This is a genomic window from Saccharopolyspora antimicrobica (genome assembly GCF_003635025.1).
GTDB lineage: Bacteria > Actinomycetota > Actinomycetes > Mycobacteriales > Pseudonocardiaceae > Saccharopolyspora > Saccharopolyspora antimicrobica.
The window spans coordinates 7,847,966-7,874,084 of sequence record NZ_RBXX01000002.1 but is presented as its reverse complement, the minus strand read 5'-3'; the positions used below and the strand labels follow the sequence as shown (position 1 = coordinate 7,874,084).

26 protein-coding genes are annotated in these 26,119 nt (G+C 71.3%); 15 read left to right on the top strand and 11 right to left on the bottom strand.

Annotated elements, in window-relative coordinates:
- Positions 1 to 30: 30 nt before the first annotated feature.
- Positions 31 to 744, bottom strand: coding sequence for a GntR family transcriptional regulator (locus tag ATL45_RS37025; protein ID WP_170210462.1), 714 nt, complete (start codon positions 742 to 744; stop codon positions 31 to 33).
- 50 nt (positions 745 to 794) lie between these two features.
- Here ATL45_RS37025 and lhgD point away from each other — a divergent pair, with 50 nt between their 5' ends.
- Both lhgD and ATL45_RS37015 read left to right on the top strand, forming a co-directional pair.
- Entirely contained in the window at positions 795 to 2,015 is a 1,221-nt protein-coding gene (gene lhgD, locus ATL45_RS37020; protein WP_093160888.1) for an L-2-hydroxyglutarate dehydrogenase, read from the top strand.
- A 197-nt stretch (positions 2,016 to 2,212) separates the two neighbouring features.
- Positions 2,213 to 3,013 (top strand): phosphatase PAP2 family protein, encoded by an 801-nt coding sequence (locus tag ATL45_RS37015; RefSeq protein ID WP_093160905.1) that lies wholly within the window; start codon positions 2,213 to 2,215, stop codon positions 3,011 to 3,013.
- Between the two features lie 73 nt (positions 3,014 to 3,086).
- On the opposite strand, the gene ATL45_RS37010 is transcribed toward ATL45_RS37015, so the two are convergent.
- On the bottom strand, positions 3,087 to 3,740 hold the full coding sequence (locus ATL45_RS37010) for a response regulator transcription factor (protein ID WP_093160886.1): 654 nt from the start codon (positions 3,738 to 3,740) through the stop codon (positions 3,087 to 3,089).
- Between the two features lie 54 nt (positions 3,741 to 3,794).
- Between ATL45_RS37010 and ATL45_RS37005 the strand changes: the two genes are divergently transcribed.
- The gene (locus ATL45_RS37005) at positions 3,795 to 5,405 is read left to right on the top strand and encodes a sensor histidine kinase (RefSeq protein WP_143121804.1); all 1,611 of its coding nucleotides are present in this window, start codon (positions 3,795 to 3,797) and stop codon (positions 5,403 to 5,405) included.
- Between the two features lie 4 nt (positions 5,406 to 5,409).
- On the opposite strand, the gene ATL45_RS37000 is transcribed toward ATL45_RS37005, so the two are convergent.
- Positions 5,410 to 7,203 carry an FAD-binding dehydrogenase gene (locus ATL45_RS37000; RefSeq protein WP_093160882.1) on the bottom strand — a complete coding sequence of 598 codons (1,794 nt, stop codon included), beginning with the start codon at positions 7,201 to 7,203 and terminating at the stop codon, positions 5,410 to 5,412.
- A 133-nt stretch (positions 7,204 to 7,336) separates the two neighbouring features.
- Here ATL45_RS37000 and ATL45_RS36995 point away from each other — a divergent pair, with 133 nt between their 5' ends.
- The 7 genes from ATL45_RS36995 to ATL45_RS36965 all read left to right on the top strand — a co-directional run bounded on the left by ATL45_RS36995 (position 7,337) and on the right by ATL45_RS36965 (position 15,092).
- Entirely contained in the window at positions 7,337 to 8,554 is a 1,218-nt protein-coding gene (locus tag ATL45_RS36995; protein WP_093160881.1) for a PucR family transcriptional regulator, read from the top strand.
- 273 nt (positions 8,555 to 8,827) lie between these two features.
- Positions 8,828 to 9,892: a transcription termination factor Rho gene (rho, locus tag ATL45_RS36990; RefSeq protein WP_093160878.1), complete on the top strand. Its 1,065-nt coding sequence runs from the start codon at positions 8,828 to 8,830 to the stop codon at positions 9,890 to 9,892.
- A 257-nt stretch (positions 9,893 to 10,149) separates the two neighbouring features.
- A complete protein-coding gene (locus ATL45_RS39210) occupies positions 10,150 to 10,326 on the top strand; it encodes a hypothetical protein (RefSeq protein WP_170210461.1) in 177 nt (58 codons plus the stop codon).
- Positions 10,327 to 10,423: 97 nt separating this feature from the next.
- Positions 10,424 to 10,969: an AAA family ATPase gene (locus ATL45_RS36980; protein WP_093160873.1), complete on the top strand. Its 546-nt coding sequence runs from the start codon at positions 10,424 to 10,426 to the stop codon at positions 10,967 to 10,969.
- 203 nt (positions 10,970 to 11,172) lie between these two features.
- The gene (locus ATL45_RS36975; protein WP_121505456.1) at positions 11,173 to 12,600 is read left to right on the top strand and encodes an amino acid permease; all 1,428 of its coding nucleotides are present in this window, start codon (positions 11,173 to 11,175) and stop codon (positions 12,598 to 12,600) included.
- Positions 12,601 to 12,669: 69 nt separating this feature from the next.
- Positions 12,670 to 13,533: an amidohydrolase family protein gene (locus ATL45_RS36970; protein ID WP_093160871.1), complete on the top strand. Its 864-nt coding sequence runs from the start codon at positions 12,670 to 12,672 to the stop codon at positions 13,531 to 13,533.
- Positions 13,533 to 15,092, top strand: a complete 1,560-nt coding sequence (locus ATL45_RS36965; protein WP_093160868.1) for an AMP-binding protein — start codon at positions 13,533 to 13,535, stop codon at positions 15,090 to 15,092. Before ATL45_RS36970 ends, ATL45_RS36965 begins: the two co-directional genes overlap by 1 nt.
- 15 nt (positions 15,093 to 15,107) lie before the next feature.
- Here ATL45_RS36965 and ATL45_RS36960 read toward each other — a convergent pair whose 3' ends face one another.
- Together ATL45_RS36960 and ATL45_RS36955 are read right to left on the bottom strand one after the other, a co-directional pair.
- Complete coding sequence (locus tag ATL45_RS36960) at positions 15,108 to 15,959, bottom strand: cytochrome c biogenesis CcdA family protein (protein ID WP_093160866.1); 852 nt, start codon at positions 15,957 to 15,959, stop codon at positions 15,108 to 15,110.
- Entirely contained in the window at positions 15,956 to 16,666 is a 711-nt protein-coding gene (locus ATL45_RS36955; protein ID WP_093160900.1) for a DsbA family protein, read from the bottom strand. Before ATL45_RS36955 ends, ATL45_RS36960 begins: the two co-directional genes overlap by 4 nt.
- A gap of 105 nt (positions 16,667 to 16,771) precedes the next feature.
- Between ATL45_RS36955 and ATL45_RS36950 the strand changes: the two genes are divergently transcribed.
- The 4 genes from ATL45_RS36950 to ATL45_RS36935 are packed head-to-tail and all read left to right on the top strand — an operon-like array spanning position 16,772 to position 19,142.
- On the top strand, positions 16,772 to 17,227 hold the full coding sequence (locus ATL45_RS36950) for a hypothetical protein (protein WP_093160863.1): 456 nt from the start codon (positions 16,772 to 16,774) through the stop codon (positions 17,225 to 17,227).
- A gap of 31 nt (positions 17,228 to 17,258) precedes the next feature.
- Entirely contained in the window at positions 17,259 to 17,618 is a 360-nt protein-coding gene (locus ATL45_RS36945; protein ID WP_093160861.1) for a BlaI/MecI/CopY family transcriptional regulator, read from the top strand.
- A complete protein-coding gene (locus ATL45_RS36940; RefSeq protein WP_093160858.1) occupies positions 17,615 to 18,610 on the top strand; it encodes a M56 family metallopeptidase in 996 nt (331 codons plus the stop codon). The genes ATL45_RS36945 and ATL45_RS36940 overlap by 4 nt, the downstream gene beginning before the upstream one ends.
- A 10-nt stretch (positions 18,611 to 18,620) precedes the next feature.
- The gene (locus ATL45_RS36935) at positions 18,621 to 19,142 is read left to right on the top strand and encodes a 2'-5' RNA ligase family protein (RefSeq protein ID WP_093160856.1); all 522 of its coding nucleotides are present in this window, start codon (positions 18,621 to 18,623) and stop codon (positions 19,140 to 19,142) included.
- Here ATL45_RS36935 and ATL45_RS36930 read toward each other — a convergent pair.
- From ATL45_RS36930 to ATL45_RS36905, 6 genes are all read right to left on the bottom strand, one after another.
- On the bottom strand, positions 19,137 to 19,874 hold the full coding sequence (locus tag ATL45_RS36930; protein ID WP_093160853.1) for an MIP/aquaporin family protein: 738 nt from the start codon (positions 19,872 to 19,874) through the stop codon (positions 19,137 to 19,139). The two genes, ATL45_RS36935 and ATL45_RS36930, sit on opposite strands and share 6 nt — an antisense overlap.
- 162 nt (positions 19,875 to 20,036) lie before the next feature.
- Entirely contained in the window at positions 20,037 to 20,789 is a 753-nt protein-coding gene (locus ATL45_RS36925) for an SDR family oxidoreductase (protein WP_093160851.1), read from the bottom strand.
- Positions 20,786 to 21,547, bottom strand: a complete 762-nt coding sequence (gene rpiA / locus ATL45_RS36920) for a ribose-5-phosphate isomerase RpiA (RefSeq protein WP_093160848.1) — start codon at positions 21,545 to 21,547, stop codon at positions 20,786 to 20,788. Before rpiA ends, ATL45_RS36925 begins: the two co-directional genes overlap by 4 nt.
- Positions 21,531 to 22,220, bottom strand: coding sequence for an HAD family hydrolase (locus ATL45_RS36915; protein ID WP_093160846.1), 690 nt, complete (start codon positions 22,218 to 22,220; stop codon positions 21,531 to 21,533). The genes rpiA and ATL45_RS36915 overlap by 17 nt, the downstream gene beginning before the upstream one ends.
- Positions 22,217 to 23,725 carry a xylulokinase gene (gene xylB / locus ATL45_RS36910; protein ID WP_093160843.1) on the bottom strand — a complete coding sequence of 503 codons (1,509 nt, stop codon included), beginning with the start codon at positions 23,723 to 23,725 and terminating at the stop codon, positions 22,217 to 22,219. Before xylB ends, ATL45_RS36915 begins: the two co-directional genes overlap by 4 nt.
- Positions 23,726 to 23,746: 21 nt before the next feature.
- Entirely contained in the window at positions 23,747 to 25,195 is a 1,449-nt protein-coding gene (locus ATL45_RS36905) for an aldehyde dehydrogenase family protein (RefSeq protein ID WP_093160841.1), read from the bottom strand.
- Positions 25,196 to 25,449: 254 nt separating this feature from the next.
- Here ATL45_RS36905 and ATL45_RS36900 point away from each other — a divergent pair, with 254 nt between their 5' ends.
- Entirely contained in the window at positions 25,450 to 26,118 is a 669-nt protein-coding gene (locus tag ATL45_RS36900; RefSeq protein WP_170210460.1) for a FadR/GntR family transcriptional regulator, read from the top strand.
- Position 26,119: the final 1 nt, after the last annotated feature.

Here is a 26,119-nt window from a genome sequence, read left to right as displayed (position 1 = left end):
ACGGAGCACCTCGACGCCGCTCGGCGCGCGTCAGCCGAGGAGCCCGCGCAGGCGGTCGCCGACGCCGTGGTCGTGGAACTCCGACCGGCGGCGGGACTCCTGGTCGATGAGCAGGGTCGCCGTGTTGATGATGTGGCGGCTCATCGCCGCGCCGGTGGCCGCCTCGTCGCCCGCCACGAACGCCGCGTAGATGTCGGCGTGGTCCTCGAAGCACTCCAGGGGCGTCCGGGACGTCGGAACGGTGCCGACACCGCTTTCGAGAACCATGTCGCGCTGCTCGCGCAGGACGCCGGTGGCCCGGTCGTTGCCGCTCAGCTCCAGCAGGACGGTGTGGAAGTCGCGGTCGGTGCGCAGCGTGAGCTCCGCGTCGCCGGTGGTGGCCGCTTCGCGGAACCGCTCGTAGACCTCGGTGAGGCGGCGGCGGAGGCCCGGCTCGTCCTGGGCGCGGCGCGTGGCGCGGCGGGCCAGCGGGACTTCGAGCATCAGCCTGACCTCGAAGCCCTGCAGGAGCGCCTCGACGGACGTCGCCACGATGCGGATGCCGCGGTTGCGCTCGATCTCGACGAGCCCGAGGCGGGCCAGTTCGTGCGACGCCTCGCGGATCGGGGTTCTCGACACGCCGAGCTGTTCGCCCAGCGCCGCGGCGCTGTACAGCCGGCCGGCCTCCAGCTCGCCGCTCGTGATCGCCGCCCGGAGCTGGTCGAGGACCCGACCGGTCATGCTGCTGACGTCGAGAGCTTCCACCCCGCCCATTCTGCCGGATGCACCCGCCGGTGAACGTCGAGAGGAATCGGATGGTCGAGAAGCGACGAGTCGCGGTCGTCGGTGGCGGCATCATCGGTGCCGCGGTGGTCCGGGAGCTGACGCAGCGGCTCCCCGGGGCCGAGATCGTGCTCTTCGAGAAGGAGCGCGAGCCGGCGGCGCACCAGACCGGGCACAACTCCGGTGTCGTCCACGCCGGCCTGTACTACGAGCCCGGTGGGCTGAAAGCGCGCCTCTGCCGCCGCGGTGTGCAGCTGCTGCAGTCCTACGTGGCCGAGCGCGACATCCCGTACGAGCGCTGCGGGAAGGTGGTCGTCGCCCTCGACGAGGCGGAGCGCGGGCGCCTCGAAGCGATCTACGACCGGGCGAGGCGGAACGGGGTTCCCGGCGTCCGGCTGATCGATGGCGGCGAACTCCGGGAGATCGAGCCGGAAGCGCGCGGCATCGCGGCCGTCCACTCGCCGGACACCGCGATCATCGACTACGCCGCGGTCACGCGCGCACTCGTCGAGGACGCCCGCAACGCCGGGGTGGACGTGCGCTTGGGCGTCGAGGTGACCGGGATCGAGACGGCGTCCGGGGCGGGCGTGCGCGTTCGCACCAGCCGGGGCGACGAGCGGTTCGACAACGCGATCGCGTGCGCGGGCCTGCAATCCGATCGGCTCGCCCGGCGCTCCGGGGCGGCCAAGTCCCCGTCGATCGTGCCCTTCTTCGGCCAGTACCTGGTCCTGGAGCCCCGTTTCCGCGACATCACGCGCGGACTCGTCTACCCGGTGCCGGACCCGAAGTACCCGTTCCTGGGAGTGCACCTGACCAAGCGGGTCGACGGCGCGATGACGGTCGGCCCCAACGCCTTCCTGTCCTTCTCGCGGGAGATCTACCGGGGCTTGGGCATCGACGTCCGCGACGCGCTGGAAACCGCTGCGGATCCCGGGTTCTGGCGCTTCGCCGCCGGGAACCTCGCCGGTGCGCGGCGGGAGCTCCTCGGTGTGCTGTCGACGAAGAAGTTCATCAAGGACGCGGCGCGCTACGTCCCGGCGATCGAGGACGCCCGCTACGCGCGGCTGCCGCGCGGGATCCGGGCCCAGGCCCTCGCGTCGAACGGCAGTCTCGTCGACGACTTCGTGATCCAGCACGTCGGCCCGGTCACGCACCTGCGCAACGCGCCGTCGCCCGGTGCCACGTCGTCGCTGGCGATCGCCGAGCACATCGTCGAGAACGTGCTCGAACGCCACGACCTGAAGGCCCGTTAGTCCCGCCCGCACCGCGGTGGGGCGTCCGGTGCGCCCGGCCTTCGAACCCGGAGGCCGGGCGCGGTTCTGCCGACCGGCGCACTCCAGGCGCCCTGACCTGCGAAATCTTACGAAAGTAAGGGCCGGTCCGGGTCGAAAGGGGGTGCCAGTCGCTGCCGATCGTGCGCAGCGCAGGCGCGTTCGCCATTCCTAGCGTGATGAGCGTTGATCACGAGAAGTGGATGGAGGTGCGCCGAGTGATTCCGGCTGCACGTGCGAGCGGATCGGGAAGCGTTCTCTACGACGGCATCATCGGGTTCGCCGATGCCGTGCCCGGCCCGGTCCAGTCGTTGTTCGCCGTCTACACGAAGCTCGGGCTGCTGGTGCTGGGCTTCCTGTGCCTGCTCGCGTGGTGGCGGGCCCGGGCCGGCGGAGAACCACGTGCGGTCGCCGTGTCCCTCCTGGGCCCGGCGGCCACGGTGGTCGCCTACGCGCTCAGCGAGCTGGTGAAGGTGCTGGTCGCGCAGGACCGCCCGTGCCGCGATCTGATCGCGGGCAGCACGGTGCTGACTTGCCCGGAGGTGGGGGACTGGTCCTTCCCCAGCAACCACGCCACCATCGCGGGCGCTGCGGCCATGGCCCTGATCCTCGCCTGGCGCCGTCTGATGCCGTGGGTGGTCGCGCTCGCGGTGCTGATGGCCTTCTCCCGGGTCTTCGTCGGGGTGCACTACCCGCACGACGTGCTGGTCGGCCTGCTGCTCGGCGCGGTGGTGGTCTGGCTGGTGGTGCGGCTCCTGAGCACGCAGGCCGAGCGGCTGGTCACCCACCTCCAAAGGCACCGGGTGCTCGGCCGACTGCTGGTCGCCGCCCCCGGCGCGAGGTCACCCGAGGTGCCGACCAGCCCCCTGTCGCGGGAACCGGACGACGCACCGCGCCGACCGGCCTCGCCCGCTGAGGAGCCCACTGTCCGAATGCAGCAGTACCGCCGGCCCGAACCACCCCAGCACCGCGGCCGCTGAACCCCGCCGTCACCCGGGCCTGCGTCGATTTCGCGCGAAGTCGACACCTCGCCCGGCCCGGGCGGCGGGGGCGTTAGTCGTCGATCAGGTCCGCTTCGTGCGCGATGATCGCGGCCCGCACCCGGTTGCGCACGCCGAGGCGGTTGAGGATGGTGCTCACGTAGCTCTTGATGGTCCCCTCGACCAGGAACAGCTCCCGGGCGATCTCCTGGTTGGAGCGTCCAGCGCCGAGCAGCGCGAGGACCTGGCGCTCCCGGTCGCTCAGCCCGGCCACCGCCGCCCGGGCCCGCTCGGCGCGGAGCATCCGGTCGCCGCCGAAGTTGCTGATCACCCGGGCGGCTACCTTGGGCGACAGGTAGGCGGCGCCCTCCGACACGGCGCGGACGCCCGCGATCAGCTCGCGGGGGTCACCGGACTTGAGCAGGAAGCCGCTGGCCCCGGCGCCCAGCGCGCGGGCGATGTAGGAGTCCTCGGAGAAGGTGGTGAGCATGAGGACCGCGGTGTCCTTCGTGGACCGGCAGATGGCCTCGGCCGCGCCCAGGCCGTCCAGCCCGGGCATCCGGATGTCCAGGGCCGCGACGTCCGGCCGGTGGCGGGCCACCAGGTCGATCGCCTCGTGCCCGTTCGCCGCCTCGGCGACGACCTCGATGCCGGGGTCGGTCTCCAGGATCCCCCTGATCCCGGTGCGCACCATCGCCTCGTCGTCGGCGACCACCACTCGAATCATCCGCACTCCTCAGGGGTTCCCGACCGATGGTATCGGCGCTCGGCGGGAGGCACGGTGAGAGCACCGCGGTGGACGTCCCGGGTGGTCGCGGAGCAGACCCGCGGAAACCTGGCGCTGTGGCTGGGGCTGGCCGTGCTGGTGCTGGCCGAGCGCAACACGCAGGAGCAGGGCGGTGCCCCGTGGTGGCTGGTGCTCGGCGGGGTCGTCCTGCTGTTCGCGGCCGGTGCGGCGGTGCGCACCTTCCCGGTCCCGTCCTGGCTGGTGATCGCCGTGCTGGCCCTCGGGCAGTTCCACGGGACGACGGTGGGCCCACCGGTCCTGCTGTCGTTGCTGCTGGCGCTGGTCGTCGCCGGGCACCAAGCAGGCCGGGCGGTCGAGGACGTCCGCCGCCCGATGGCGGCCTTCGCGGTGACGGTGGCCTGCGGGCTGCTGGCCGTGATCGCGCTCGGGTACCTGCTGGACAGCCCGCTGCCCCGGGTGGCGAACAACCTCGTGCGCGCGATGTACGTGCTGGGGCTGCTGGTGCTGTTCGGCGTCCTGCCCTGGCTGACCGGTCGCTACCGACGCCTCAACGCCGGGCTCATGGCCGCCGGTTGGGAGCGGGCGCGACAGCTGGAGCGCGAGCAGCAGATCGAGACCGAGCGGGAACGGCTGCGGGAACGGACCCGCATCGCCCAGGACATGCACGACTCCCTCGGCCACGCGCTGAGCCTGATCGCCTTGCGCGCCGGGAAGGCGGAGCTGGACCCGGCCGGGGACGAGCGGCTGCGGTCCTTCGCCGGCGACATCCGGAGCGCGGTGACGGCCGCGGCGGAGGAACTGCACACCGTCGTCGGGGTGCTGCGGGAGGACGGTTCGCCGCCCGCGCCGACCGAACCGGTGCACGAGAGCGTCGCGGAGCTGGTGGAGCGCACCGCGCTGTCCGGTGTGGACGTTCGTTTGGAACGTTCCGGGGAACCGGTGCCGCTGCGCGCGATCGCCGAGCACGCCGTGTACCGCGTGGTGCAGGAATCCCTGACCAACGCCACGAAGCACGCGCCGGGCGCACCGGTCACCGTCCGGCTGGTGCACGGTACGCATGAGACCACTGTGGAGGTCGTGAACGGTCCCGGCGCGACACCCGCTCCGAGCCCGGGCAGGCGTGGTCTGGTCGGGCTGGAGGAGCGGATCCGGATCGCCGGCGGCACCATGACCGCCGGCCCGCAGGAGCACGGCTACCGGGTGACCGCGACGGTGCCGCACACCGCTCCCGGCGTGGCACCGGACCGGGTGGAGCCGAGCGAGCAGCCCGCGCGCTTCGACGAGGAGCAGCGGCGGATCCGGTGGCGGATCGCCAAGGGACTGGCGCTGCCGGTGGGCCTGAGCACCGCGGTCGTCGTGGTGGTGCTCGCGCTCTTCACCGCCTGGGTCTACAACTCGGTGCTGCCCGCCCAGACCTACGACAGCCTCCGTCTCGGCACATCCCGTGCCGAGGCGCAGGCCGTGCTCCCGGCGTTCGACCTGCGGTCGATGGAGATCGAAGCCGAGCCCGCGCGCCCCGCCGGATCCGAATGCGGCTACTACCTGACCAGCGCCGTCATCGGGCCGGTGCCGGAGGCGGTGTACCGGCTCTGCTTCGCCGACGAGCGGTTGGTGAGCAAGGACGTCATCCAGGTCCGCGGCTAGCCGCTCAGGCCGTTGCTGCCGCCGCGGCCCGGCCGGCCTGGCGGCCGGAGAACAGGCAGCCGCCGAGGAACGTTCCCTCCAGCGCGCGGTAGCCGTGCACTCCGCCGCCACCGAAGCCCGACACCTCGCCCGCCGCGTAGAGCCCGGGGATCGGGTTGGCCCGGGCGTCCAGGACGCGGCCGGACAGGTCGGTCTGCAGGCCGCCGAGCGTCTTGCGCGTCAGGATGTTCATCCGGATGGCGATCAGCGGGCCCGCGGCCGGGTCCAGGATCTTGTGCAGCGGCGTGGTGCGCGCGAGCAGGTCACCGGAGTAGGCCAGTGAGTTGCGGATGCCCATGATCTGGTCGTCCTTGGTGAAGTTGTTGTCCACCTGGCGGTCCCGCGCGGTGATCTGCCGCTCCAGGTCGCCCGCGTCCACCAGCTCCGCACCGGCCAGCCGGTTCATCCCGGCCACCAGCTCCGGCAGCGTCTTCGCGGTGACGAAGTCCTCGCCCCGGTCCTGGAACGCCTTGACCGGCGGCGGCGTGGAGTTCAGCAGCCGGCTCGCCAGGTAGCCCGCCAGGTCCTTCCTGGTCAGCTCCGGGTTCTGCTCGGAGCCGGAGAGCACGAACTCCTTGTCGATGATCCGCTGGTTGAGCACGAACCAGGAGTGGTCGTAGCCGGTGTTCTTGATCAGCTCCAGCGTGCCGAGGGTGTCGTAGCTCGGGATGCCGGGGTTCGGGAACCGGCGGCCGCGCGCGTCGAACCACAGCGAGGACGGCGCGGCGAGCACCCGGATGCCGTGATCGGGCCAGATCGGGCTGTGGTTGGCCAGGCCCTCGGTGTAGTGCCACATCCGGTCGCGGTTCACCAGCCGGGCGCCCGCCCGCTCGCTGATGGCCAGCATCCGCCCGTCCACGTGCGCCGGAACGCCGGTCACCATGCGCTCCGGCGGCGCGCCCAGCCACTCCGGCCAGTTCTGCCGCACGAGGTCCTGGTTGCCGCCGATGCCGCCGGAGGTGACGATCACGACCGGCGCGCGCAGCTCGAAATCACCCACCCTGGTGCGGGAACTCGGAGTGCCGCGCGGCGCGTCGCTGGGTTCCAGGACACCGCCGCGCACGCCGTCGACGACGCCGTCGGTGACCGTGAGCTCGTCGACCTGGTGCCGGAACCGGAAGGACACCAAGCCCTTCGCGGCGGCCTCGCGCACCTTCTTCTCGAACGGCTCCATCACGCCGGGGCCGGTGCCGAGCGTGAGGTGGAAGCGGGGCACCGAGTTGCCGGGGCCGTCGGCGCGCTGCCCGCCGCGCTCGGCCCAGCCGACGATGGGCACCCAGCGCACTCCCATCCCGTGCAGCCAGGACCGCTTCTCCGTCGCGGCGAAGTCCAGGTAGGCCTCGGCCCACTGCGCGGCCCAGTAGTCCTCGCCCAGCGGGTCGTCGGTGCCCCGGTCGAAACCGGCGTTGCCGAACCAGTCGGCGCGGGCCAGCTCCAGCGAGTCGCTGATGCCGGCCAGCCGCTGCTCCGGCGAGTCGATGAAGAACAGCCCGCCGAGCGACCAGAACGCCTGCCCGCCGAGGCTCGCCTCGGGTTCCTGGTCCAGGAGCAGGACTTTGCGGCCCGCGGCGGCGAGCTCCGCGGTGGCCACCAGTCCCGCCAGGCCGCCGCCCACGACGATCGCGTCGGCGTCGGAACCCGCGGCGGGGCCCGGTGCGGCGGCTGCGGCACCGGTGGGCAACGCCGCGCCGACCGCGGCCGCGCCGCCGGTGATGAGCACGGAGCGCCTGCTGATCCGGCCGTTCCCGCGAGAGTCCATCGCATCCCCTGTTCGTGCTCGGCGACGTGCCGCCGACCGCAAGTTACCTGTGGGTAAGGCGTTGGTTACCATGCTGAACCCCCTCCGGGGGCAGTGGTGGTGGTGAGTTCTCCAGTCTTGGGAGGTCATCGTTGTGATCGACTCCAACGCGGTCCCGCTCGAACTGCGCTGGCGCGGCGAACCGCTCGACCAGGTCCTGGCCGCCGCCGCACCCGAGCTGGTGCCCGCCGTGCTGGCGCGGCTGATCGACGAACTGCCCGCCTACGCCGAACTGCCGGAGGAGGAACTGCTCGGGGACATCACGCGGATCATCCAGCGGGGCATGGCGATGGTCGTGCGGATGCTGCGCAACGGCGGTGCGCCCGACCCGGGATCGCTGGCCGACCTGCGCGAAGACGTCCTGCACCGTGCGGAGGAGGGCGTGCCGATCGAAGCCGTGCTCAACGCGCACAACGTGGGCGTCCGGGTGGCGTGGGAGCACTTCAGCGCGCAGGCCGGGCCCGAGGACATGCGCACCCTGGTCGGCGTAGTGGAACTCGCGCTGCGCTACCTGCGCGAGATCACCGCCGTGGTCTCCTCCGCGTACTTCCAGGAGCGGGACGTCTTCCTGGCCGACGCGCACGCCGCGCAGCAGGACCTGCTGTCGGCGCTGCTGACCGGGGGAGACCCGTCCGACGCGGCGGCCCGGCTGGGCGTCCGGCTGGCAGACGGCTACGCCGTGCTCGACGTGGAGATCGCCCCGCACCCGGACGAATCCGCGCCGGGCACCAACGCCGACGTGGCGCGCTGGCGCAAGCTCCGCCGGTTCCGCGCGGAACTCGAACGCCGCTCGCCGCAACCGCCGCTGTCCCGGCTCAACGGGCACGGCGGAGTGGTGCTGCTGGCCGCCGACAACGCGAACCTGCGCGTCGAAGACCTGGTTCTGGCCTCGGGATCGGCAGCGGGCGCCGATGTGACGGTGGGCGCGGTGACCGCGTCGGTGCCCGGTATCCCGGAGGCCGCGCGAACAGCGCACGAGTTGCGCAGGCTCGCGGTGGCGGGACGCCCGCCCGGCGTCTACACGCTCGCCGACCTCGCGCTGGACTACCAGCTCACCCGCCCCGGCCCGGCCCGCGACGTGCTGGTGGGCAGGCTCAGCGCGATCGAGGACGAGCCCGATCTGCTGGAGACGCTGCGCACCCACTTCGCCACCGGCCTCAACCGCCGCCGCACCGCCCGCCGGCTGCACGTCCACCCGAACACGGTCGACTACCGCACCCGCAAGATCGCCGAACTCACCGGCCTCAACCCAGCGGACCCCACCGACGCCACCCACCTGCGCGCCGCCCTCATCGCCCGCACCCTGCCCTAGCCGGGGGCCGAAGAAATCCTCTGTGGATTGATTGAATCACCTTGTCCAACAGGGTGAAATGCGCGCGTTGATCGATTCGGGAGACTGATCGATCAGTGCTCGGCGGAAAAGGCCTTGCGGGGATTCCGGGTTCGGGGCATACTTGCGGGGAATCTCGCGGATGTCGGCTCTGCCGCCCGACGAGTTTCTTTCCTCCCCGGTGCATTTCCGGGGCACTCATCTCCAACGATCCGCACGTGCGTCGATCGTCCCTCTCCCCTCAGGAGTACAACCATGCCCTACCAAGGAATTCTCGACATCCGCGGCAGGTCCGCGACTCTCGGCTTCGGTGCCGGCGGCACCGGCGTTCCCATGGATCTCGTCCACGCTCACGGCCTGCGCCGCGGCGACGAGATCGTGGTGGACGGCGAGGAGCTGGTGCTGCTCAACGGCGCGCCGCCGGTGCGCGAGCGGCCGGAGTTCGACCTGCTCACGCCCGTGCACCCGGACGAGCGACTGGTGCTCGAGAACGACCGGCTCCAGCTCGCCGCCCGCGTGATCGATCTCGTCGCGCCGATCGGCAAGGGCCAGCGCGCGCTCATCGCCGCGCCGCCGCACACCGGGAAGACCTCGCTGCTGCAGTCGATCGCGCACGCCGTCGCCACCAACCACCCGTCGGTGCACCTCATGGTGCTGCTCGCCGACGAGCGGCCGGAGGAGGTCACGGACATGCGCCGCACGGTGCGCGGCGAGGTGATCGCCTCGACGTTCGACCGGCAGCCCGCCGAGCACACCCGCGCCGCGGAGCTGGCCGTCGAACGCGCCAAGCGCCTGGTCGAAACCGGCCGCGACGTCGTGCTGCTGCTCGACTCGCTGACCCGCCTCGGCCGCGCCTACAACCTCGCGGCCCGATCGTCGGGGCGAGTGCTGTCCGGTGGTGTCGACGCCTCGGCGCTGCATCCGGTGAAGAGGATCCTGGGCGCCGCCCGCAACATCGAAGGCGGCGGCTCGCTCACCATCGTCGCCACCGCGCTGGTCGGCACCGGTTCGCAGGCGGATGCGGTGTTCTTCGAGGAGCTGAAGGGCACCGGGAACTCCGACCTGCGCCTCGACCGCGCGCTCGCCGAGCACCGCATCCACCCGGCCATCGACCTGCCGGGCTCGGGCACCCGCCGCGACGAGCTGTTGCAGCCGCCGCAGGAGCTGATCGCGATGGCCGGAGTCCGGCGCGCCCTCGCGGGCCAGGACCCGAGGCGCGCGGCGGAGCAGTTCCTGGACCAGGTCCGCAGGACGAGGTCGAACGCGGAGTTCGTCGCAGCGGTCTCGGCGTCGCTGACCGCCCCGGCGCAGGCCGCCTGAGTCGCGCAATTCAAGATCAATTCGAATTCCCCCACCGCGGATGATCATTAGTGGATTCGTTTCCGCAGCTCGGCGACCTGGTGGTGCGGCAATTCAGCTCGGGTTGGAGATCAATTTCCAGGATGTTCGCGACATCGTCGGGTGAGCTTGCCTACCCCTGGCGCACCGAACCGGTTCCCATGCGTCACAATTGTTGCGCATCCCGGATTACGCGTTTCCGGATCCCAGCTGCTCGCACTTATTCCGAGGTGGAGATCGTGCCTGATCACGTCGCGTCCGATGATGAAATCGTCCCGGTGCACACCGGAGGCGGCCGGAGCTGCCCGATCACGATCACCGAGGTAGCGGTGCGCGGTCCCTGGGGAACCCGGAAGACGGCCCGAGTGCTCCGCTCCACCGGCGTCATCTCCGCCGACGTCGTAGTGGGCGCCTGACCACACCGAACCCGCGCGGGATCAGGACGCCCCGGTTCCGGAACCGGCAACCGTCCGCCACCGCTATGCGCGAGCGGTGGCGCTAGGCTTCGGCCGCATGGGGTCGGTCGGTTCTTCGTCGACGCGCTTGGTCGTGCTCCGCGGCAATTCGGGCAGCGGCAAGAGCTCCATCGCATCGGCAGTGCGCGCGCAGCTGGGACGCACCTGCGCGCTCGTTCCGCAAGATGTGATGCGGCGGACGGTGCTCAGGGAGCGGGACGTCGCCAACGGCTTCAACATCGGCCTGATCAGCATGGTCGCGCGATATGCGCTCGACTGCGGGTACCACGTGATCGTCGAAGGCATCCTCAGCGCGGAGCGCTACGCGACGATGCTGGCCGAACTGGCACGGGACCACCGGGGCACCACCACCTTCTACTACCTCGACGTCTCGTTCGCGGAGACCGCCCGCAGGCACGAGACCCGGCCGCAGGCCGCGGAGTTCGACTCCACCGAGATGCTGGGCTGGTACCGGCACCTCGATCTCCTCGGGGTTCCCGGCGAACGGATCATCGCCGAGGAGTCCAGCCTGGAAAGCAGCGTCCGCCGCGTCCTCTCCGAAGCTTTCGGGGTCGGAGAACCTTTCGCCTCACCCGGCACCTGACCACCCGGATGAATGGGCCGGTGAGCAGGCCGGATGGGGAGATGCCGGGAACCGCTGGGGAAAGGAAGGTGTCGGGTCGCTGGTTCTGCGGCTCCGACGTGCTTACCGTCGCCTGCCATGCGGGCCACCTCCCCGGGCCTCCGGTCCTGTGCGCCCGCTGTGGGCGGGTGCGCCCCGCGACGGCAGGCCCGACAGGAGTTCCCATGGCACACGACGTTTCGCGCTCGTCCGGCGGGGCGCTCACCAGCGGCCTCAAGAGCCGCCAGATCACGATGATCTCGATCGGTGGCGTGATCGGTGCCGGTCTGTTCGTCGGCTCCTCGGCGGCCATCGCCGAAGCCGGGCCCGGGGTGCTGCTGTCCTTCCTCATCGCCGCGGTGCTGGTCGTGCTGGTGATGAAGATGCTGGCGGAGATGGCCATCGCCAACCCCGACACCGGGTCGTTCTCCACCTACGCCGACCGCGCGCTGGGCCGCTGGGCGGGGTTCTCCATCGGCTGGCTGTACTGGTGGTTCTACGTGCTGGCGATCCCGATCGAGGCGATCGTCGCCGGGAAGATCATCGGGTCGGTGCTGGCGATCCCGAGCTGGCTGCCCGCGTTCGCGGTGGTCGTGCTGCTCGCCGGCACGAACCTGCTGGCGGTGCGCAGCTACGGCGAGTTCGAGTACTGGTTCGCGCTGCTGAAGGTCGTCGCGATCGTCGGGTTCCTCGCGCTCGGCCTCGCGGCGATCCTCGGACTGCTGCCCGGTTCGGGCGCGAGCGGTCTGTCCGGGCTGTGGGCCCACGGCGGCTTCCTGCCGAACGGCGGGGTCTCGGTCCTGGCCGGGTTGCTGACCGCGATGTTCGCCTTCCAGGGTAGCGAGATCGTCACCATCGCCGCCGCCGAGTCCGAGGACCCGAAGCGCAACATCCGCAAGGCCATCGGCGCGGTGGTGTGGCGGCTGGCGCTGTTCTACATCGGTTCGGTGTTCGTCGTGGTCGCCCTGGTCCCGTGGGACGCCCCCGAGCTCGCCGCCGGCACGTACCAGGCCGCGCTGGAGCGGATGAACATCCCGGGCGCTTCCGCGGTCATGGACCTCGTCGTGCTCGTGGCGGTCTGCAGCTGCCTCAACTCCGCGATCTACACCGCTTCGCGCATGGTGTTCTCCCTGGCCAGGAGAGGGGAGGCGCCGCGCGTGCTGGGCACGATCGGGGCCAACGGCACGCCGCGGGCCGCGGTGCTCGCCTCCACGGGGATCGGGGTGGTCGCGGTGGTCGTCAGCTACGCCGTTCCCGGGCTCTTCACCTACATGCTGGCCTCCAGCGGCGCGATCGCCCTGATCATGTACCTGGTCATCGCCGCCACCCAGCTGGCCACCCGCCGCGCGATGCGCGCCCGGGGCACCGAATCCCGCCTCGAATCCCGGATGTGGGCCTTCCCGCACCTGACCGTGCTCACCATGGTCGCGATCGCCGGCATCCTGCTGACCATGGCGATCCTGCCCGGCCAGCGCCTCGAGCTGTCGGTCTCGCTCGGGCTCGCCGCGGTCCTGGTCGTGGTCGGCATCGTCATCCAGCGCCGCAGCCCGGCTGTCCCGGTGGAGCCGCGGGTGAGCGCAGGAACCGGACTGGCCCGGAAGGGCCCTCGCTGACTTCCCGCCCCACGAATCCGGAATCGAACCCCGGCCGAGCGCCGGCGGCAGGACCACGGAGGCCGTTCCATGACGATCATCGACGCCCGTGTCCGGCTACCCCAGGACTGCAGGCCCGGGCGCGCGTACTCCGCGCCCGCCCGCCAGACCGAGCAGTACGACAGGGTGCTCGACCTGACCAGCAAGATGAACAACGGCACCCTCGGCGGCCTGTTGTCCACGATGGACGATCAGGGCATCACGCACGCGGTGATGCACGCCGAGTCGGAGGGCGGCGAGGACGCCGAGGCGCTCAACGACGGGCTGGAAGAGGTCCTCGCCGAACACGGTGACCGCTTCCGCGGGATCGGTTGCCTGGACCTCGGCAGCCGCAGCCCCACCCGGCTCGCCGTGCAGACCGCTCGCATCGCCGAGCGGGGGATGCTGGGAGTGTCGCTGCAACCGGCGTTCTTCGGCCTGGACATCGACGACCGCGCCCTGTACCCGATGTACGCGCGGGCCGAAGAGCTCGGGCTGGTCGTGTGCGTGCACACCGGCATCACCTACTCCCGGATGCATCCGCTGCGCCACGAGCGCGCCGAGCTGCTCGACCAGGTCGCCTGCGACTTCCCCGATCTGGCGCTCGTCGCCTGCCACGCGGGCTGGCCGTGGGCCGCGGAGTACGCAGCAGTGGCGCGGCGGCACCCCACCGTGCACCTGGAGTTCGGCGGGCTGGCCCCGAAGTACGTCGCGAGGCCGGGCACCGGCTGGGACGTGCTGTTCGGCATGATGCCGAACCTGCTGCGCGAGCAGATCCTCTACGGCAGCGACTGGCCGGTGATGGAACCCCGGCGCGCGCTCGCGGAGTGGCGCGATTCAGGGCTGGGCGAAGCGGTGCTGTCGGCCCTGTTCGGGGACAACGCGGCCCGGGTGTTCGGGTTCTCCGCGGCGTGATGGAGCGGGCGGGAGACGGTCGTGCCGCGGCGGGCAGCATCACCGGCATGCTCGCCGACAGGACTGCTCGCACCCCGGACGCGGTGTTCCTGCGCACGGCGGAGGGCGAGCTGACCTACGCCCAGGTGCAGTCGCTGGCGGCCTCCACCGCAGGTGGGCTGGCCGCTCTCGGCGCGAGAGAGGGAACTCCGGTCGTTCTGCTGCTGCGGAACAGCCTCGACCACGTGGTGGTGTGGTTCGCCCTCGCGCGCCTGGGTGCGCTGCACGTACCGGTGAACACGGCGTTGCCCGGTTCCCGGCTGCGTCACGTCCTCGCCGTGTCCGGGGCGAGGATCGTGGTCGCCGAGGCCGATCTGCTGGCGCAGCTGGACGAAAGCCTGCTCGAAGGGCGCACGGTCATCGTGCGCCCCTCGGCCGGGGCGGGTTCCGGCGAGCACGTCGTGGAGCTGAGCGAGGTGATGGGCTCACCGGTCGATGCTCCGCCACCGCGGGGCGGTGACCTCGATCCGGCCACCCTGATGTTCACCTCGGGCACCACCGGACCGTCCAAGGCCTGCGTGCTCCCGCACCGCTACCTGGCCCGCCAGGGGCAGATCCACGCGCAGCGCTTCGGCTACCGCGACGACGACGTGCTGTACTGCCCGTTCCCGCTGTTCCACATCGACGCGGCCACGCTCACCGTGGTCGCGGCGCTGGCTGCCGGCGCCACCGCCGCGCTCGGCGCCCGGTTCAGCGCATCGGGGTTCTGGTCGGAGGTGCGGCAGTTCGACGCCTCGGTGTTCAACTTCATGGGCGCGACCCTGACCATCCTGTGGAAGCAGGAGCCCTCCGCCGCGGACCGCCAACACCGCGTCCGGCTGGCCTGGGGCGTGCCGGTGCCGGAGTGGCGGGACCGGTGGCAGCAGCGCTTCGGATTCCCGGTATACCAGGTCTACGGCCTCACCGACGCCGGGCTGCCCGTCTACGACCCGGTCGGCGGCGAGCTGCGGCCGGGCACCTGCGGGCGGGTCATCGACGAGTACGACGTCCGGATCGACACCGCCGACGGGGCCGGGATCGGCGAGATCCTGGTCCGGGGCAACGAACCCGGGCTGACCATGATCGGCTACCACGGGATGCCCGAGGCCACCGCCGCGGCGATCGACGAGCGGGGCTGGGTGCGCACCGGCGACCTGGGCAGCCTCGACCGGGACGGCTACCTCGTCTTCCACGGCAGGCTCAGCGATTCGATCCGGCGGCGCGGGGAGAACATCTCCGCGCACGAGGTCGAGGAACTGGTCTGCGGTCATCCCGAGGTCGTCGAGGCGGCCGCGATCGGAGTGCCGAGCGAGCTGACCGAGGAGGAGGTGAAGGTCTGCGTGGTCCGCCGGGCCGGCTCGGAGCTGTCCGCGGAAGCGCTGCACCGGTACTGCCTCGAACACGGCGCGCGGTTCATGGTGCCCCGCTACATCGAGTTCGTGGCCGGACTGCCCAAGACCCCGACCGAGAAGGTGGAGAAGTTCCGCCTGGCCCAGGCCGGCATCACGGACCGGACCTGGGACGGCGAAACCTCCCGCTGACGCGGCCGCAGGTGATCAGCCGGACGTGGAATCCTGATCCTGCCGGGCCTCGCCACGCCGGCGTTTCCGGGTGACGAGCAGCGAGACCACGAGCAGCACCACCAGGACGACGAGCAGCACCAGCTGATCGGACACCAGGCCCGATGCGTGCTGCACCCAGGACTGGACGGTGAACTGGGCGTCGATGCTGACGAGCCCGCTGAGCGAGCCGGTGCCGTCGGTGGTGAGGAACAGCACGCCGAGCGCGATGAAGACCAGGCCGGACAGCAGCGTCGTGCTGTGCACGCGGAGCGGGCCGATGCGGAGTTCGCGGCCGCGCAGCCAGCGGCGCCTGCCGAGGTCGAAGCGGTCCCACAGGGCCGCGATCACGAACAGCGGCACCGCCATGCCCAGGGCGTAGATTGCCAGCAGGATTCCGCCGTAGGCCGGGCTGGAACCGGTCATGGCCATGGTCAGCACGCTGCCCAGCAGGGGACCGGCGCAGAACCCGGCCAGACCGTAGACGGTGCCCAGCAGGTACACCGACAGCGCCGAGGAGATCTTGATCCGGCCGCTCAGCCGCTGCGCCGCCGCGGAGCCGAACCCGAAGCCGAAGATCTGGGCCGCGCCGAGCAGGATCATCAGCGATCCGCCGATCAGCACCACGAGGTCGCGGTGCTGGTTGAACAGCGCGCCGACCGAGCCCGCTGCCACGCCCATCGGCACCAGCGTGGTGGCCAGGCCGAGGTAGAAGATGCCGGTGCGCAGCAGCAGCCGGACCCGGTCGGCGAAGGCGTAGGCGAAGAACGCCGGGACCAGCAGCGCCGAGCACGGGCTCAGCAGCGACAGCACGCCGCCGAGGAAGGCCCCGAAGTAGCCGATGATCATACCTTGGCCCGTTCCGCCTCGATCACCGCGACGAACTGGTCCAGCGGCTGGGCGCCGAGGACCGGCTGGCTGTTGACGATGAACGACGGCGTGCTGGACACCCCGAGCGCCTGGCCCTCGGTCGCGTCGGTCTGGATCGCCTGCATGATCGCCGGATCGTTGCGGTCGGCGTTGAACTTCGCGAGGTCCGGCACGCCCGCTTCGCGGGCCACCTCCTGGATGGTCTCCTCCGGGAACGACGGCTTCTCCCCGCCGTTGCCGCGCGCGTAGGCGGCGTTGTGGAACTCCCAGAACCGGCCCTGGTGCGCGGCGGCGCGGGCGGCCTTGGCGATCTCCAGGGACTCCTCGCCGAAGATCGGGAAGTCGCGCCATTCCAGCCGCAGCACACCGGTGTCGACGTACCGCTCGATCAGCTGCGGCTTGATGTCGGCGGTGAACTTCGAGCAGAACGGGCAGCGGTAGTCCTCGTACATGATCATCACCACCGGCGCGTCGGTGCGCCCCAGCGCGAACGGGTCGTCGGGCTGGCGCCGCTGCAACGACTTCAGCACCGCGGCGATCTCGTCCTGCTCGGTGGTGGCGGTCTGCGGCGCCGCCTGGTCCGGGGACGGTCTGCCGCCGAACGCGCCCCACGCCAGCGCCGCGACGGCGGCCACGACCAGCGCTGCGAACCCCCACCGGAGCGCCGGCGAGCCCTTCGAGGTCATCACGCCCACCCTTTTCTATCCAAGTTAGTAGAACTCTTATCGTGCATAGTAGGATCGTTGGGCCGGCACGTCGTCGGCACCCCCCTCGGGAGGAGGAACGCCCTGATGCGGGAGTGGACTGCCCGGCACTGGTCGGTCGCGGCGCTGGTCTCGGCGGTGGTCGCACTGGTGACCGGCGTGGTGACCGGCCTGGTGCCGAATCCGCTGTTCACGCGGATGATCGAAGCGCCGTGGTGGAGCTACCCGGTGTGGATCGTCTCCGCAGTCCTGTCCGGGCTGCTGGTCGCGACCTACCTCGCGCCCAGCGCGCAGTCCGAGGCGGAGCGCACGCGCGACCAGCGCCGCAACGTCGTCGGCGCGGTGCTGTCGTTCCTCGCCGTCGGCTGCCCCACGTGCAACAAGCTGGTCGTGCTCGCCCTGGGCACCAGCGGCGCGATCACCTGGTTCGGCCCGCTGCAGCCGGTGCTGGCGATCGGCTCGCTCGCGCTGCTGGGCTTCGCGCTGCGTGCCAGGTTGCGCTCGGCGCGGGTCTGCCGGTTGTCCGGGGCGGGGCGTCCATGACCTACTCTCCGGTCAGGGAGGGGGAGTTCCGATGCGCAGCCTGGGGCCGCTCGAATCGGCCGTGATGGACCACCTGTGGTCGGCGGGGGATCCGCTGAGCGTGCGGGAGGTGCTCGACGGCCTCCGCGATCGCGGGCTGGCCTACACCACGGTGGCCACCGTGCTGGAGAACCTCCACCGCAAGCAGTGGGTCGACCGCGACCGGGTCGGCCGTGTCTGGTTCTACCGCCCGCGCTTGCAGGCCAGCGAGCACGCCGCGCTGCTGATGCGGGAAGCGCTCGCGGCCAGCAACAGCCCGCGCGCGACGTTCCTCAGGTTCGTCGACGAGATCACCGAGGAGGAAGCCGCGATGCTGCGGGAACTGCTCGCCGAGGCACCGGAGGACCGATGACACCGCTGCTCATCGGGCTGTTCGCCTACATCGCGGTGCTGGCGGTGCTGGGCCCCCGGCTGATCCGCGTCTGCCGCCGCTGGCAGTCCGCGGCCCCGCGGCTCGGCCTCGTCTTCTGGACCGCACTGGCCACCTCGTGGGTCGTGGCGGTGATCAGCGCAGGCCTCGCCGCGATGGCGCAGCTCTCCGGCGGCCACGGGCTGGCTGCGCTGCTGCACGCCTGCCTGCGCGCGCTGCTGACGATCGTCGGTGTGCACAGCCTCGCCGACGCGCCCGCCGCGATCGCGCTGCTCGGATCGGGCGTGGTGATCGGGCGGCTGCTCGTGGTCGCCGCACGTCACGTCCGGCGGACCCGGCGGCACCGCGAGCTGCACCGGAAAACCCTGCGCTTGTTCTCCAACGCCGTCGTCGGAAACGGAATCCGCGTTGCCGTGGTGGAAGCCGAGCAGCTCGCCGCGTACTGCGTTCCCGGCCGGTGCTCCACCGTCGTGCTCACCACGGGCGCGCTGCGGCGCCTGGTCCCGGCCGAGCGCGACGCCGTGATGGCGCACGAGATCGCGCACCTTCGCGGCAAGCACCACCTCATGTCCGGCTGGGCGGCGATCCTCGCGGACGCCTTCCCCTTCGTGCCGCTGCTGAAGGCGGCTTCGCAGGAGATCGCCCGCCTGGTCGAGTGGATCGCCGATGACCGAGCGGGCCGCAGGCACGGGAACCGCGCGGTGGCCCGGGCGCTGGCGGTGATGGCCACGAGCCCGGCCGCCCCGGTGCCGAAGGTGGCCCTCGCCGCGGCGGGCTCGGGTGTTCCGGAGCGGGTCCGGCGTCTCCTCCAGCCCCGGGCGGCGGTGCACTCGGCGTGCTGGCGGATCGTCGCCGCCCTCGCCCTGCCCGTGGTGGCGCTGGTTGCGGCGGCAGCCGTGCTCGTCCCGTGCGCCACGGCTGACCCGACTCCCATCTGCTCCGGCCGCCCGAGCCTCTCCGCTTCCGCGCGGTAGAACTCCGAACATGCCGAGAGAAGGCGCGACGGCGTTGGTCGTGCCGCTGCCGGAAGCCGATCCGCTGCTGGCCGCGGTCGCGGCCCGGTTCCCGGACGCGGTGCGCCCGCTGCCCGCGCACGTGACGCTGCTGTACCCGTTCCTGCCCGCCGATGCGCTCGACGACCGGGTGCTCGCGGCCCTGGACGAGGTGTTCGCCGATCGGCCACCGCTGCGGGTGGAGTTCGCCGAATGCCGCCGGGCGACCGGGTTCACCGCCCTACTGCCCGATCCGGCGCAAGGCCTGTCCGGCCTGGTCGGCGACCTGCGCCGCCGGTGGCCGGACCTGCTCCCCTACGACGGCAGATTCGGCACCGACGTCGACCCGCACCTGACGGTCGCCCTGAACACCGCGGAAGCGACGGCCGAGGCGGTGGCCCGCGAGATCATCCCTGAGTTCACGCCGATCCGGGCACACCTGCGCGAAGCCCGCCTCATCGCACTCCAAAGCCGATGGCAGCTGCGCAGACGCTTCGAGTTCACCGGCTCATGACGCTGCCGGGACGAGCGGCGTCAGGTGGTACAGGAGCCCGGCGACGATTCCGCCGAGCAGCGGTCCGGTGACCGGGATCCATGCGTAGGCCCAGTCGGAGGGACCTTTGCCCTTCATGGGCAGCAGTGCGTGCAGGACGCGGGGGCCGAGGTCGCGGGCCGGGTTGATGGCGTACCCGGTCGCGCCGCCCAGGGAGGCGCCGATGCCGACCACGAGCATGGCCACCGCGAGCGGCCCGAGCCCGCTGGGAGTGTTGCCGAAGAGCAGCACCACGTACACCAGGACGAAGGTGGCCAGTGCTTCCGTGATCGTGTTCCACAGCGGCGTCCGGATCGCCGGTCCGGTGGCGAACACGCCGAGCTTGGTCGCGGAGTCGGGCTCGGCGTCGAAGTGCTTCTTGTACGCCAGGTAGGTCAGCAGCGCACCGAACATCGCGCCGAGGAGCTGGGCGAGGACGTAGGTGGCGAAGTGCAGCGGGGTCGCCGGGATGCCGGGTGCGAAGTCCTGACCGGCGATCCACAGCCCGGCCGTCACCGCCGGGTTCAGGTGGGCCCCGGTCGGTGCGGCGGCGTAGACGCCGGCGAAAACGGCCAGGCCCCAGCCGAAGTTGACGAGCAGCCAGCCGCCCTCCCGGCCCTTCGTCCGAGCCAGCGAGACGTTGGCCCCGACGCCCAGCCCGAGCAGGAGCAGCAGCGCGGTGCCCGTGAATTCGGATAAGAAGATGCTCCCCATCGAGTCTCCTGGAATCGTGTGCCGGTCCTGCCACCGGATTTCGGGCGCGAACGGGCGCGGCTGGTGACCGGCCCGGACGCAGGCGCGTGCGGGCCGCTCACCAGCCGTGGTGGGTGCGCGGTGGAAAACCGCGCGGCTTAAGGGGAATTCAGCGTGCGGCGATCACCAGACGGTGTAACCGCCGTCGACCACGAGATCGGTGCCGGTGCAGTAGCTGCTGGCGTCGGAGGCCAGGAACACCACGGCGGGAGCGATCTCACCGGGTTCGGCGACGCGGTTCATCGGGGTGCCGTCGAGCCAGGCCCGGCGCCACTCCTCGTTGCTCAGCCCGCGCTTGGTCAGCTCGGTGCCGACGTAGCCGGGGGAGACGGAGTTGACCCGCACGCCGCGCGCGGCCCACTCGCCGGCCAGCGACTTGGTGAGGTGGATGACGCCCGCCTTCGCGGCGTTGTAGGCGGATTGCGGTTGCGGGCGGTTGGCGATGTGCCCGCTCATGCTGCCGGTGTTGATGATGCTCCCGGAGCCCTGCTCCAGCATCCTGCGCCCCGCCGCGCGGCAGCTGTAGAACACGCCGTCGAGGTTCACCGACATCACCCGCCGCCAGTCCTCGGTGCTGAGGTCCTCGCTGGGGTGGTTGTGCACGATGCCGGCGTTGTTGACGGCCACGTCGATCGAACCGGCGGAGCGAACCACGTGGTCGAACGCCGCTTCCACGGTGGCGGGGTCGGTGACGTCCGCGGCCACGAACTCGACGCCGTGGCGCTCCGCCGAGGCTTCGCCGACCTCGGGGTTGATGTCGCAGATGAACACCCTGGCACCGGCGTCGCGGAGGCCGAGCACGATGGCCTCACCGATGCCCTGGGCGCCGCCGGTGACGATCGCCGTCTTGCCGGTGAGCGCGAACAGGTCGGTCATTTCCCCTCCCGGGAGGTGGTCGACGGGCGTGCGGACGGTGCGGAGCCGGTGTCGCGGATCTCGTGCTCGCCCGATGGGAAGCCGATGATCATCTCGTCGGCGATGCCGGTGAACAGGCCGTTCTCCACCACACCGGGGATCCAGTTGAGCTGGCCGTCCAGCGCGGTGGGGTCCTCGATCGACCCCAGGTGGGCGTCGATCAGGTAGTTGCCGCTGTCGGTGACCACGGTTTCCCCGCCTGCGGTGCGCAGCCGGAGGTCCGGGTCGGCGTAGCCGAGGCGGCCGAGCAGCCGGGCGATGGAGCGGCGGGTGGACTCCCAGGAGAACGGGACCACCTCGATGGGCAGCGGGAACGCGCCGAGGGTGTCGACGAGCTTGCTGTCGTCGACGACGGCGACCATCCGGTCCGAGGCGTCGGCGACGATGCGCTCCCACAGCAGGCAGGCACCGCCGCCCTTGATCATGGCGCCGTCGTGGTCGATCTCATCAGCCCCGTCGATGGTGAGGTCCAGGCGCTCGACCGCGGCAAGGGTGGTCAGCGGGACGCCGACCTCCAGCGCCAGGTCGCGGGTGCCGGTGGAGGTGGGCACGCCCACCACGTCGAGCCCTTGGGCCACGGCTTCACCGAGCGCTCGCACGAACCAGTGCGAAGTGGTGCCCGAGCCGAGGCCGAGCTTCATGCCGTCGCGGACGTAGGCCTCGATGGCGGCGGTGCCCGATGCCCACTTGGCCTTGTCCTGCTCAGTGCGCGGTTGCACGGGTTTCCTCCTGCGGCGTGGTCGTTGCGGTGGTGAGTTCCAGCAGGCTGCTGAACTGCTCGATGACGGTGCAGCCGGGGACGGTGGCGCCCCAGGCGACGTGGCGGTAGGTCGCTCCGGCGCGGCGGGCCGTGAGCGCGTCCACCTCGGTGTCCCCGACGTAGACGGTTTCGGCGGCGGTCACCCCGAGTTCGTCCAGAACGGTGATCAGGTGCGCCGGATCGGGTTTTCCGGCAGGCGCCGAGTCGATGCCCACGACGGCGTCGACCAGATCGGCGAGCCCGGTCCCGGCGAGCACGCGGTGCGTCAGGTCGGAGCGCTTGTTCGTGCAGATGCCGATCCGCACGCCTGCGTCCCGGAGTTCGCGGATCGCCGTGCGGGCATCGGCGTGCACCGTGGTCCCGGAAACCGGGTCCGCGGTGTAGGCGGTGGTGTAGGCGGTGAGCACGTCGTCGGTCAGCGCGCTGTCGCCGTCGACGGCGGAGAGGGCGGCACCGACCAGGATCCGCGCGCCGCCACCGAGGATCGGGCGCACCTGGTCGGCGCGGATGGGGCCGAGCGCGTGCTGGGCCAGTGCGGTGCTGAGTGCTCGTGCGATGTCGGGTGCGCTGTCGACGAGGGTGCCGTCGAGGTCGAAGACCGCGGCGCGCAGGGCCGGGTGTGCGTTGGTCATCGGAGCTGGGCGTTCTCCTGGTAGAGGGGTTTGAGCTCGTCGTAGAGGCGGCGGTGCGAGCGGAAGATCCGGTCGTACTCCTGCGCGGTCGCCTGCTGGGGGATGAACGTGCGTTCCACGCTCACCCCGGACAGCGCTTCGTCGAAGTCGCGCCACTGACCGGTGCCCACCCCGGCGGCCAGCGCCGCTCCGTAGGCGCCGCCTTCGGAAGACCCGGTCACCGTGGCGGTTTCCCGGTCGAGCACGTCGGCGAGCATCTGCAGCCACAACGACTCGTTGGTCGCTCCGCCGGATGCGACGACGCGGTCGCAGTCCAGCCCGGCCTGGCGGCACACCTCGAGGATCTCGCGCATGTTCAGCAGCACGCCTTCCATGACGCTGCGCGCCAGGTGACCGATGTGGTGCATCGGGGTCAGGCCCACCCAGCCCGCGGCTGCCTCCGGGGCGACGTGCGGCGAGCGCTCGCCGAGCAGGTAGGGCAGGAACAGGAGTCCGTTGGAGCCGGGCTCGACGGCCTTGGCCAGGGCGACGAGCTTGTCGAAGGAGACCGGATCGGCGGTGGTGGCGGGGCCGAGCGCATCGCGCAGCCACTGGAAGGCCCCGCCCGCGCTGAGGGAAACGCCCATGACGTGCCAACGACCAGGAGCGTTGCCGCAGGAGACCTGGACGCGGCCGCCGGGGTTGTCCGGGCAGGACGCCGCACCACCGGCGACGATTCCCGCGGTCCCGATGGTGAAGCCCACCGGTCCCGCGTCGACCAGGCCCATCGCGGTGGTCTGGATGACCGCGTCGCCACCACCGCCGAACACCGGGGTGCCCTCCGGGATTCCCCAGCGCCGCGCCAGTCCGGGTAGGACGTGCCCGGTCTGCTCGGTGGACTCGACGACGTCGGGCAGCAGCGCGCGGTCGATGTCCAGCAGCTGGAGAAGTTCGCCGGACCAGCGGCGCCGCGCCACGTCGAACAGGCCGGTGCCGGATGCGTCGGAGACGTCGGTGGCGCAGGTGCCGGTCAGGCGAAGCCGCAGGTAGTCCTTGGGGTTGAGGACGTGCGCCGTGCGCTCGAACAGCTCCGGCTCGTTGTCCCGGAACCAGATGATCTTGCCGCCGGTGAAGCCGGGCAGCATCCGGTTGCGCGTCATCCGCAGCAGCTCGTCGAGGCCACCGGCGCGTTCGGTGATCCAGTCGCACTGCGGGGCGGCCCGCTGGTCGTTCCAGAGGATCGCGTGCCGCAGCGGTTCGCCCGCGGCGTCGAGGGCGGTGAGGCCGTGCATCTGCCCGCACAGGCCGATTCCGGTGACCTCCCGCCCGCCTCCGGGCAGCGTGGCGGTCAGCGCGGTGAGCGCCTCGTCGGTGGCTCGCCACCACTCGGCCGGGTCCTGTTCGGCCCACCCCTGGCGGAGGTTGATCATCGGGTAGTCGCGGCTCTGCTTGGCGACGACTTCGCCGGAGCCGTTGACGGCGATCACCTTGCAGGTGGAGGTGCCGAGGTCAATGCCGATCAGCATGGTGCTACGTCCTTCCGCGCTTCATTGCGCGCCGTGGCGAAGCCGGATGTGCTTGAGCTGCAAGTAGGATTCGAGGCCTTCGTGGCCGTGTTCGGAGCCGAAACCGCTTTCCCGCCGACCGCCGTAGGGCGCGTTCATGATCCCGGCGTCGACGTTGTTGACCGCGACGTTGCCGAAGTCGAGTTCGCGGGCGAGCGTGAACGTTTCACGGGTGTCGTCGGTGTAGGCGTAGGCGGCCAGCCCGCCGGGCGCGGCGTTCGCCCGGGCGATGGCGTCGTCCAGGTCGGAGAACTTCGCCACCCCGACGAGCGGCCCGAACGTCTCCTCGTGCATCACGAGCGCCTCGTCCGGAGCGTCGGCGACGACCGTCGGCCGCAGGAACAGCCCTGGAGCGAGCTCTTCCACGGGCCCACCGCCGGCGACCACCGAAGCGCCGCGCTCGCGGGCGTCGGCGATGTGCTCGAGGGTCCGGCAGTAGGTCTCGTCCATGGTCAGCGAACCGACGTCGGCGGCCGGGAAGTCGAGCCCGTCGGCGACTTCGAGCGCGTCGGCCGCGGCGGCGAGCCCGGACACGAACTCGTGGTACACCGGCTCCTGCACGTAGATGCGGTTGATCGCGATGCAGATCTGCCCGGCGTTGCGGAACGAACGGCGGGCGGCGCCCTTGACCGCGGCGGCGACGTCCGACCGCGCGGTGACGATCATCGGACAGCTGCCGCCGAGCTCCAGCGAAAGACCGGTGATCCCGTTGACCGACCGGAAGATCGCCTGTCCGGTGCGCATCGAACCGGTGAACGCGACCTTCGCGATCGCCGGGTGCTCGACCAGGGCTCGTCCGGTGCTGCCGTCGCCGTGGACGAAGTTGACCACACCGGCGGGGAGAACATCGGCGATGCACTCGGAGAGGATCTGCGCGCAGCCCGGCGTGAGCTCGGAGGGTTTGATGACGATGGTGCACCCGGCCGCGGTCGCCCCGGCGAGCTTCCAGCCGATCAGCTCGATGGGGTAGTTCCACGGCACGATCCCGGCGACCGGGCCGACGGGCTCCTTCTCCACGATGCTGGTGAAACCGGCGACGTCGTTGGGAATGGTGCGGCCGAAGACCCGCTGCGCCTCTTCGGCGTAGTAGTGCAGCGCGGTGATGAACTTGCGCACCTCGCCGCGCGCCTCGTCCAGTGGTTTGCCCTGCTCCCTGGTGATGGCCGCGGCCATGTCGTCGATCCGGGGAGTGCACGCCGCGGCGAGCTCGTGCAGGTAGCGGGCGCGGTCGGCCGGGAGGGTCTTGCGCCAGGTCCGGAAGGCCGCCGCGGCCGAGGCGACCGCCGCGTCGACCTCCGCGGCGGAGGAGCGGGGTGCGACGGCCACCAGCTCGGCGGTCGCGGGGTTGCGCCGCTCGATCGTGCCGCCGGTGGCGTCGTGCCAGGTCCCGGAGTGGAAGTTCCGGCAGGTGATCACTTGGTTCTGAGGCATCCGGTTCTGCTTTCGTGGCGCCGGGCGTGAGGTGGTCCGCCGTTCAGCGCGGTGGAGTGGAGCGGACGGCGCGCTTCCTGGAGGCGGAAGAGCGCGGTGGGCTGACATGTAGGCCTGCTACCAGCAGATACAGTCGCCGGATTGACTTCGTATGATGATCGGACGATAGTTCTCGCATGGCTTCGTCGCAACCCCCCAGTTCCACTGGATCGGTTACCGGATTCGGCGGCAGGCCACCGCGCCTGCCCGAGGTGGTGGCCGAACGACTGCAGCGCGACCTGCTGGAACGGGGCCTGCGCCCGGGCGACCGGCTGCCCACCGAACCCCAGCTCGTCGAGCGCTACGAGGTGAGCCGGACGGTGATCCGGGAGGCCGGCCGCATCCTGGAGCAACGCGGGCTCGTCGACATCAGGCCCGGCCGCGGGATGACGGTGTCCACACCGGACGGTTCGGCGGTCGCCCGGCACTACTCGCTGATGCTGGGGATGAACACGACGACGTTCCAGCAGCTGATGGAGACCCGGCTGATCATCGAGGTGGAGGTGGCCGCGCTGGCGGCGGAGCGCCGCACTGCGGCGGACCTGGACGAGCTGCGCGCGTCGCTGGAGCGCGCGGAGGGGAACGCGCAGGACTACCAGGTGTGCCTGGAGGAGGACGTGCGGTTCCACGAGATCCTCACCAGGGCAGGCGGGAACCCCTTCTTCTCCTGGTTCATGGACCCGGTCAACACCTGCCTGCGCGAGTCCTACCGGGACGAGGGCTCGTACCTGGCGAGCCTGCCGCAGACCTTCGCCGAGCACCGCGCCATCCTCGACGCGATCGCCGAGGGGGATCCGGACGCGGCGCGGCGAAGCTCCCGGGAACACCTGAACCGGGTCATCTCGCAGGCGGAGGACCTGGTCCCGGCTCCGGAGGAAACGTGAC

Excerpts from the sequence above, each read along its gene's own strand:
- ATL45_RS36945 (WP_093160861.1), top strand. The coding sequence starts at position 17,259 with ATGCGCAGCCTGGGGCCGCTCGAATCGGCCGTGATGGACCACCTGTGG.
- ATL45_RS36950 (WP_093160863.1), top strand. The coding sequence starts at position 16,772 with ATGCGGGAGTGGACTGCCCGGCACTGGTCGGTCGCGGCGCTGGTCTCG.
- ATL45_RS36905 (WP_093160841.1), bottom strand. The coding sequence starts at position 25,195 with ATGCCTCAGAACCAAGTGATCACCTGCCGGAACTTCCACTCCGGGACC.
- ATL45_RS36925 (WP_093160851.1), bottom strand. The coding sequence starts at position 20,789 with ATGACCGACCTGTTCGCGCTCACCGGCAAGACGGCGATCGTCACCGGC.
- ATL45_RS36980 (WP_093160873.1), top strand. The coding sequence starts at position 10,424 with ATGGGGTCGGTCGGTTCTTCGTCGACGCGCTTGGTCGTGCTCCGCGGC.
- ATL45_RS36960 (WP_093160866.1), bottom strand. The coding sequence starts at position 15,959 with ATGATCATCGGCTACTTCGGGGCCTTCCTCGGCGGCGTGCTGTCGCTG.
- ATL45_RS37015 (WP_093160905.1), top strand. The coding sequence starts at position 2,213 with ATGAGCGTTGATCACGAGAAGTGGATGGAGGTGCGCCGAGTGATTCCG.
- ATL45_RS36955 (WP_093160900.1), bottom strand. The coding sequence starts at position 16,666 with ATGACCTCGAAGGGCTCGCCGGCGCTCCGGTGGGGGTTCGCAGCGCTG.
- ATL45_RS36975 (WP_121505456.1), top strand. The coding sequence starts at position 11,173 with ATGGCACACGACGTTTCGCGCTCGTCCGGCGGGGCGCTCACCAGCGGC.
- ATL45_RS36930 (WP_093160853.1), bottom strand. The coding sequence starts at position 19,874 with ATGGGGAGCATCTTCTTATCCGAATTCACGGGCACCGCGCTGCTGCTC.
- ATL45_RS37000 (WP_093160882.1), bottom strand. The coding sequence starts at position 7,203 with ATGGACTCTCGCGGGAACGGCCGGATCAGCAGGCGCTCCGTGCTCATC.
- ATL45_RS36970 (WP_093160871.1), top strand. The coding sequence starts at position 12,670 with ATGACGATCATCGACGCCCGTGTCCGGCTACCCCAGGACTGCAGGCCC.
- ATL45_RS37010 (WP_093160886.1), bottom strand. The coding sequence starts at position 3,740 with ATGATTCGAGTGGTGGTCGCCGACGACGAGGCGATGGTGCGCACCGGG.
- ATL45_RS36940 (WP_093160858.1), top strand. The coding sequence starts at position 17,615 with ATGACACCGCTGCTCATCGGGCTGTTCGCCTACATCGCGGTGCTGGCG.
- ATL45_RS36935 (WP_093160856.1), top strand. The coding sequence starts at position 18,621 with ATGCCGAGAGAAGGCGCGACGGCGTTGGTCGTGCCGCTGCCGGAAGCC.
- xylB (WP_093160843.1), bottom strand. The coding sequence starts at position 23,725 with ATGCTGATCGGCATTGACCTCGGCACCTCCACCTGCAAGGTGATCGCC.
- rho (WP_093160878.1), top strand. The coding sequence starts at position 8,828 with ATGCCCTACCAAGGAATTCTCGACATCCGCGGCAGGTCCGCGACTCTC.
- ATL45_RS36915 (WP_093160846.1), bottom strand. The coding sequence starts at position 22,220 with ATGACCAACGCACACCCGGCCCTGCGCGCCGCGGTCTTCGACCTCGAC.
- ATL45_RS36965 (WP_093160868.1), top strand. The coding sequence starts at position 13,533 with ATGGAGCGGGCGGGAGACGGTCGTGCCGCGGCGGGCAGCATCACCGGC.
- lhgD (WP_093160888.1), top strand. The coding sequence starts at position 795 with ATGGTCGAGAAGCGACGAGTCGCGGTCGTCGGTGGCGGCATCATCGGT.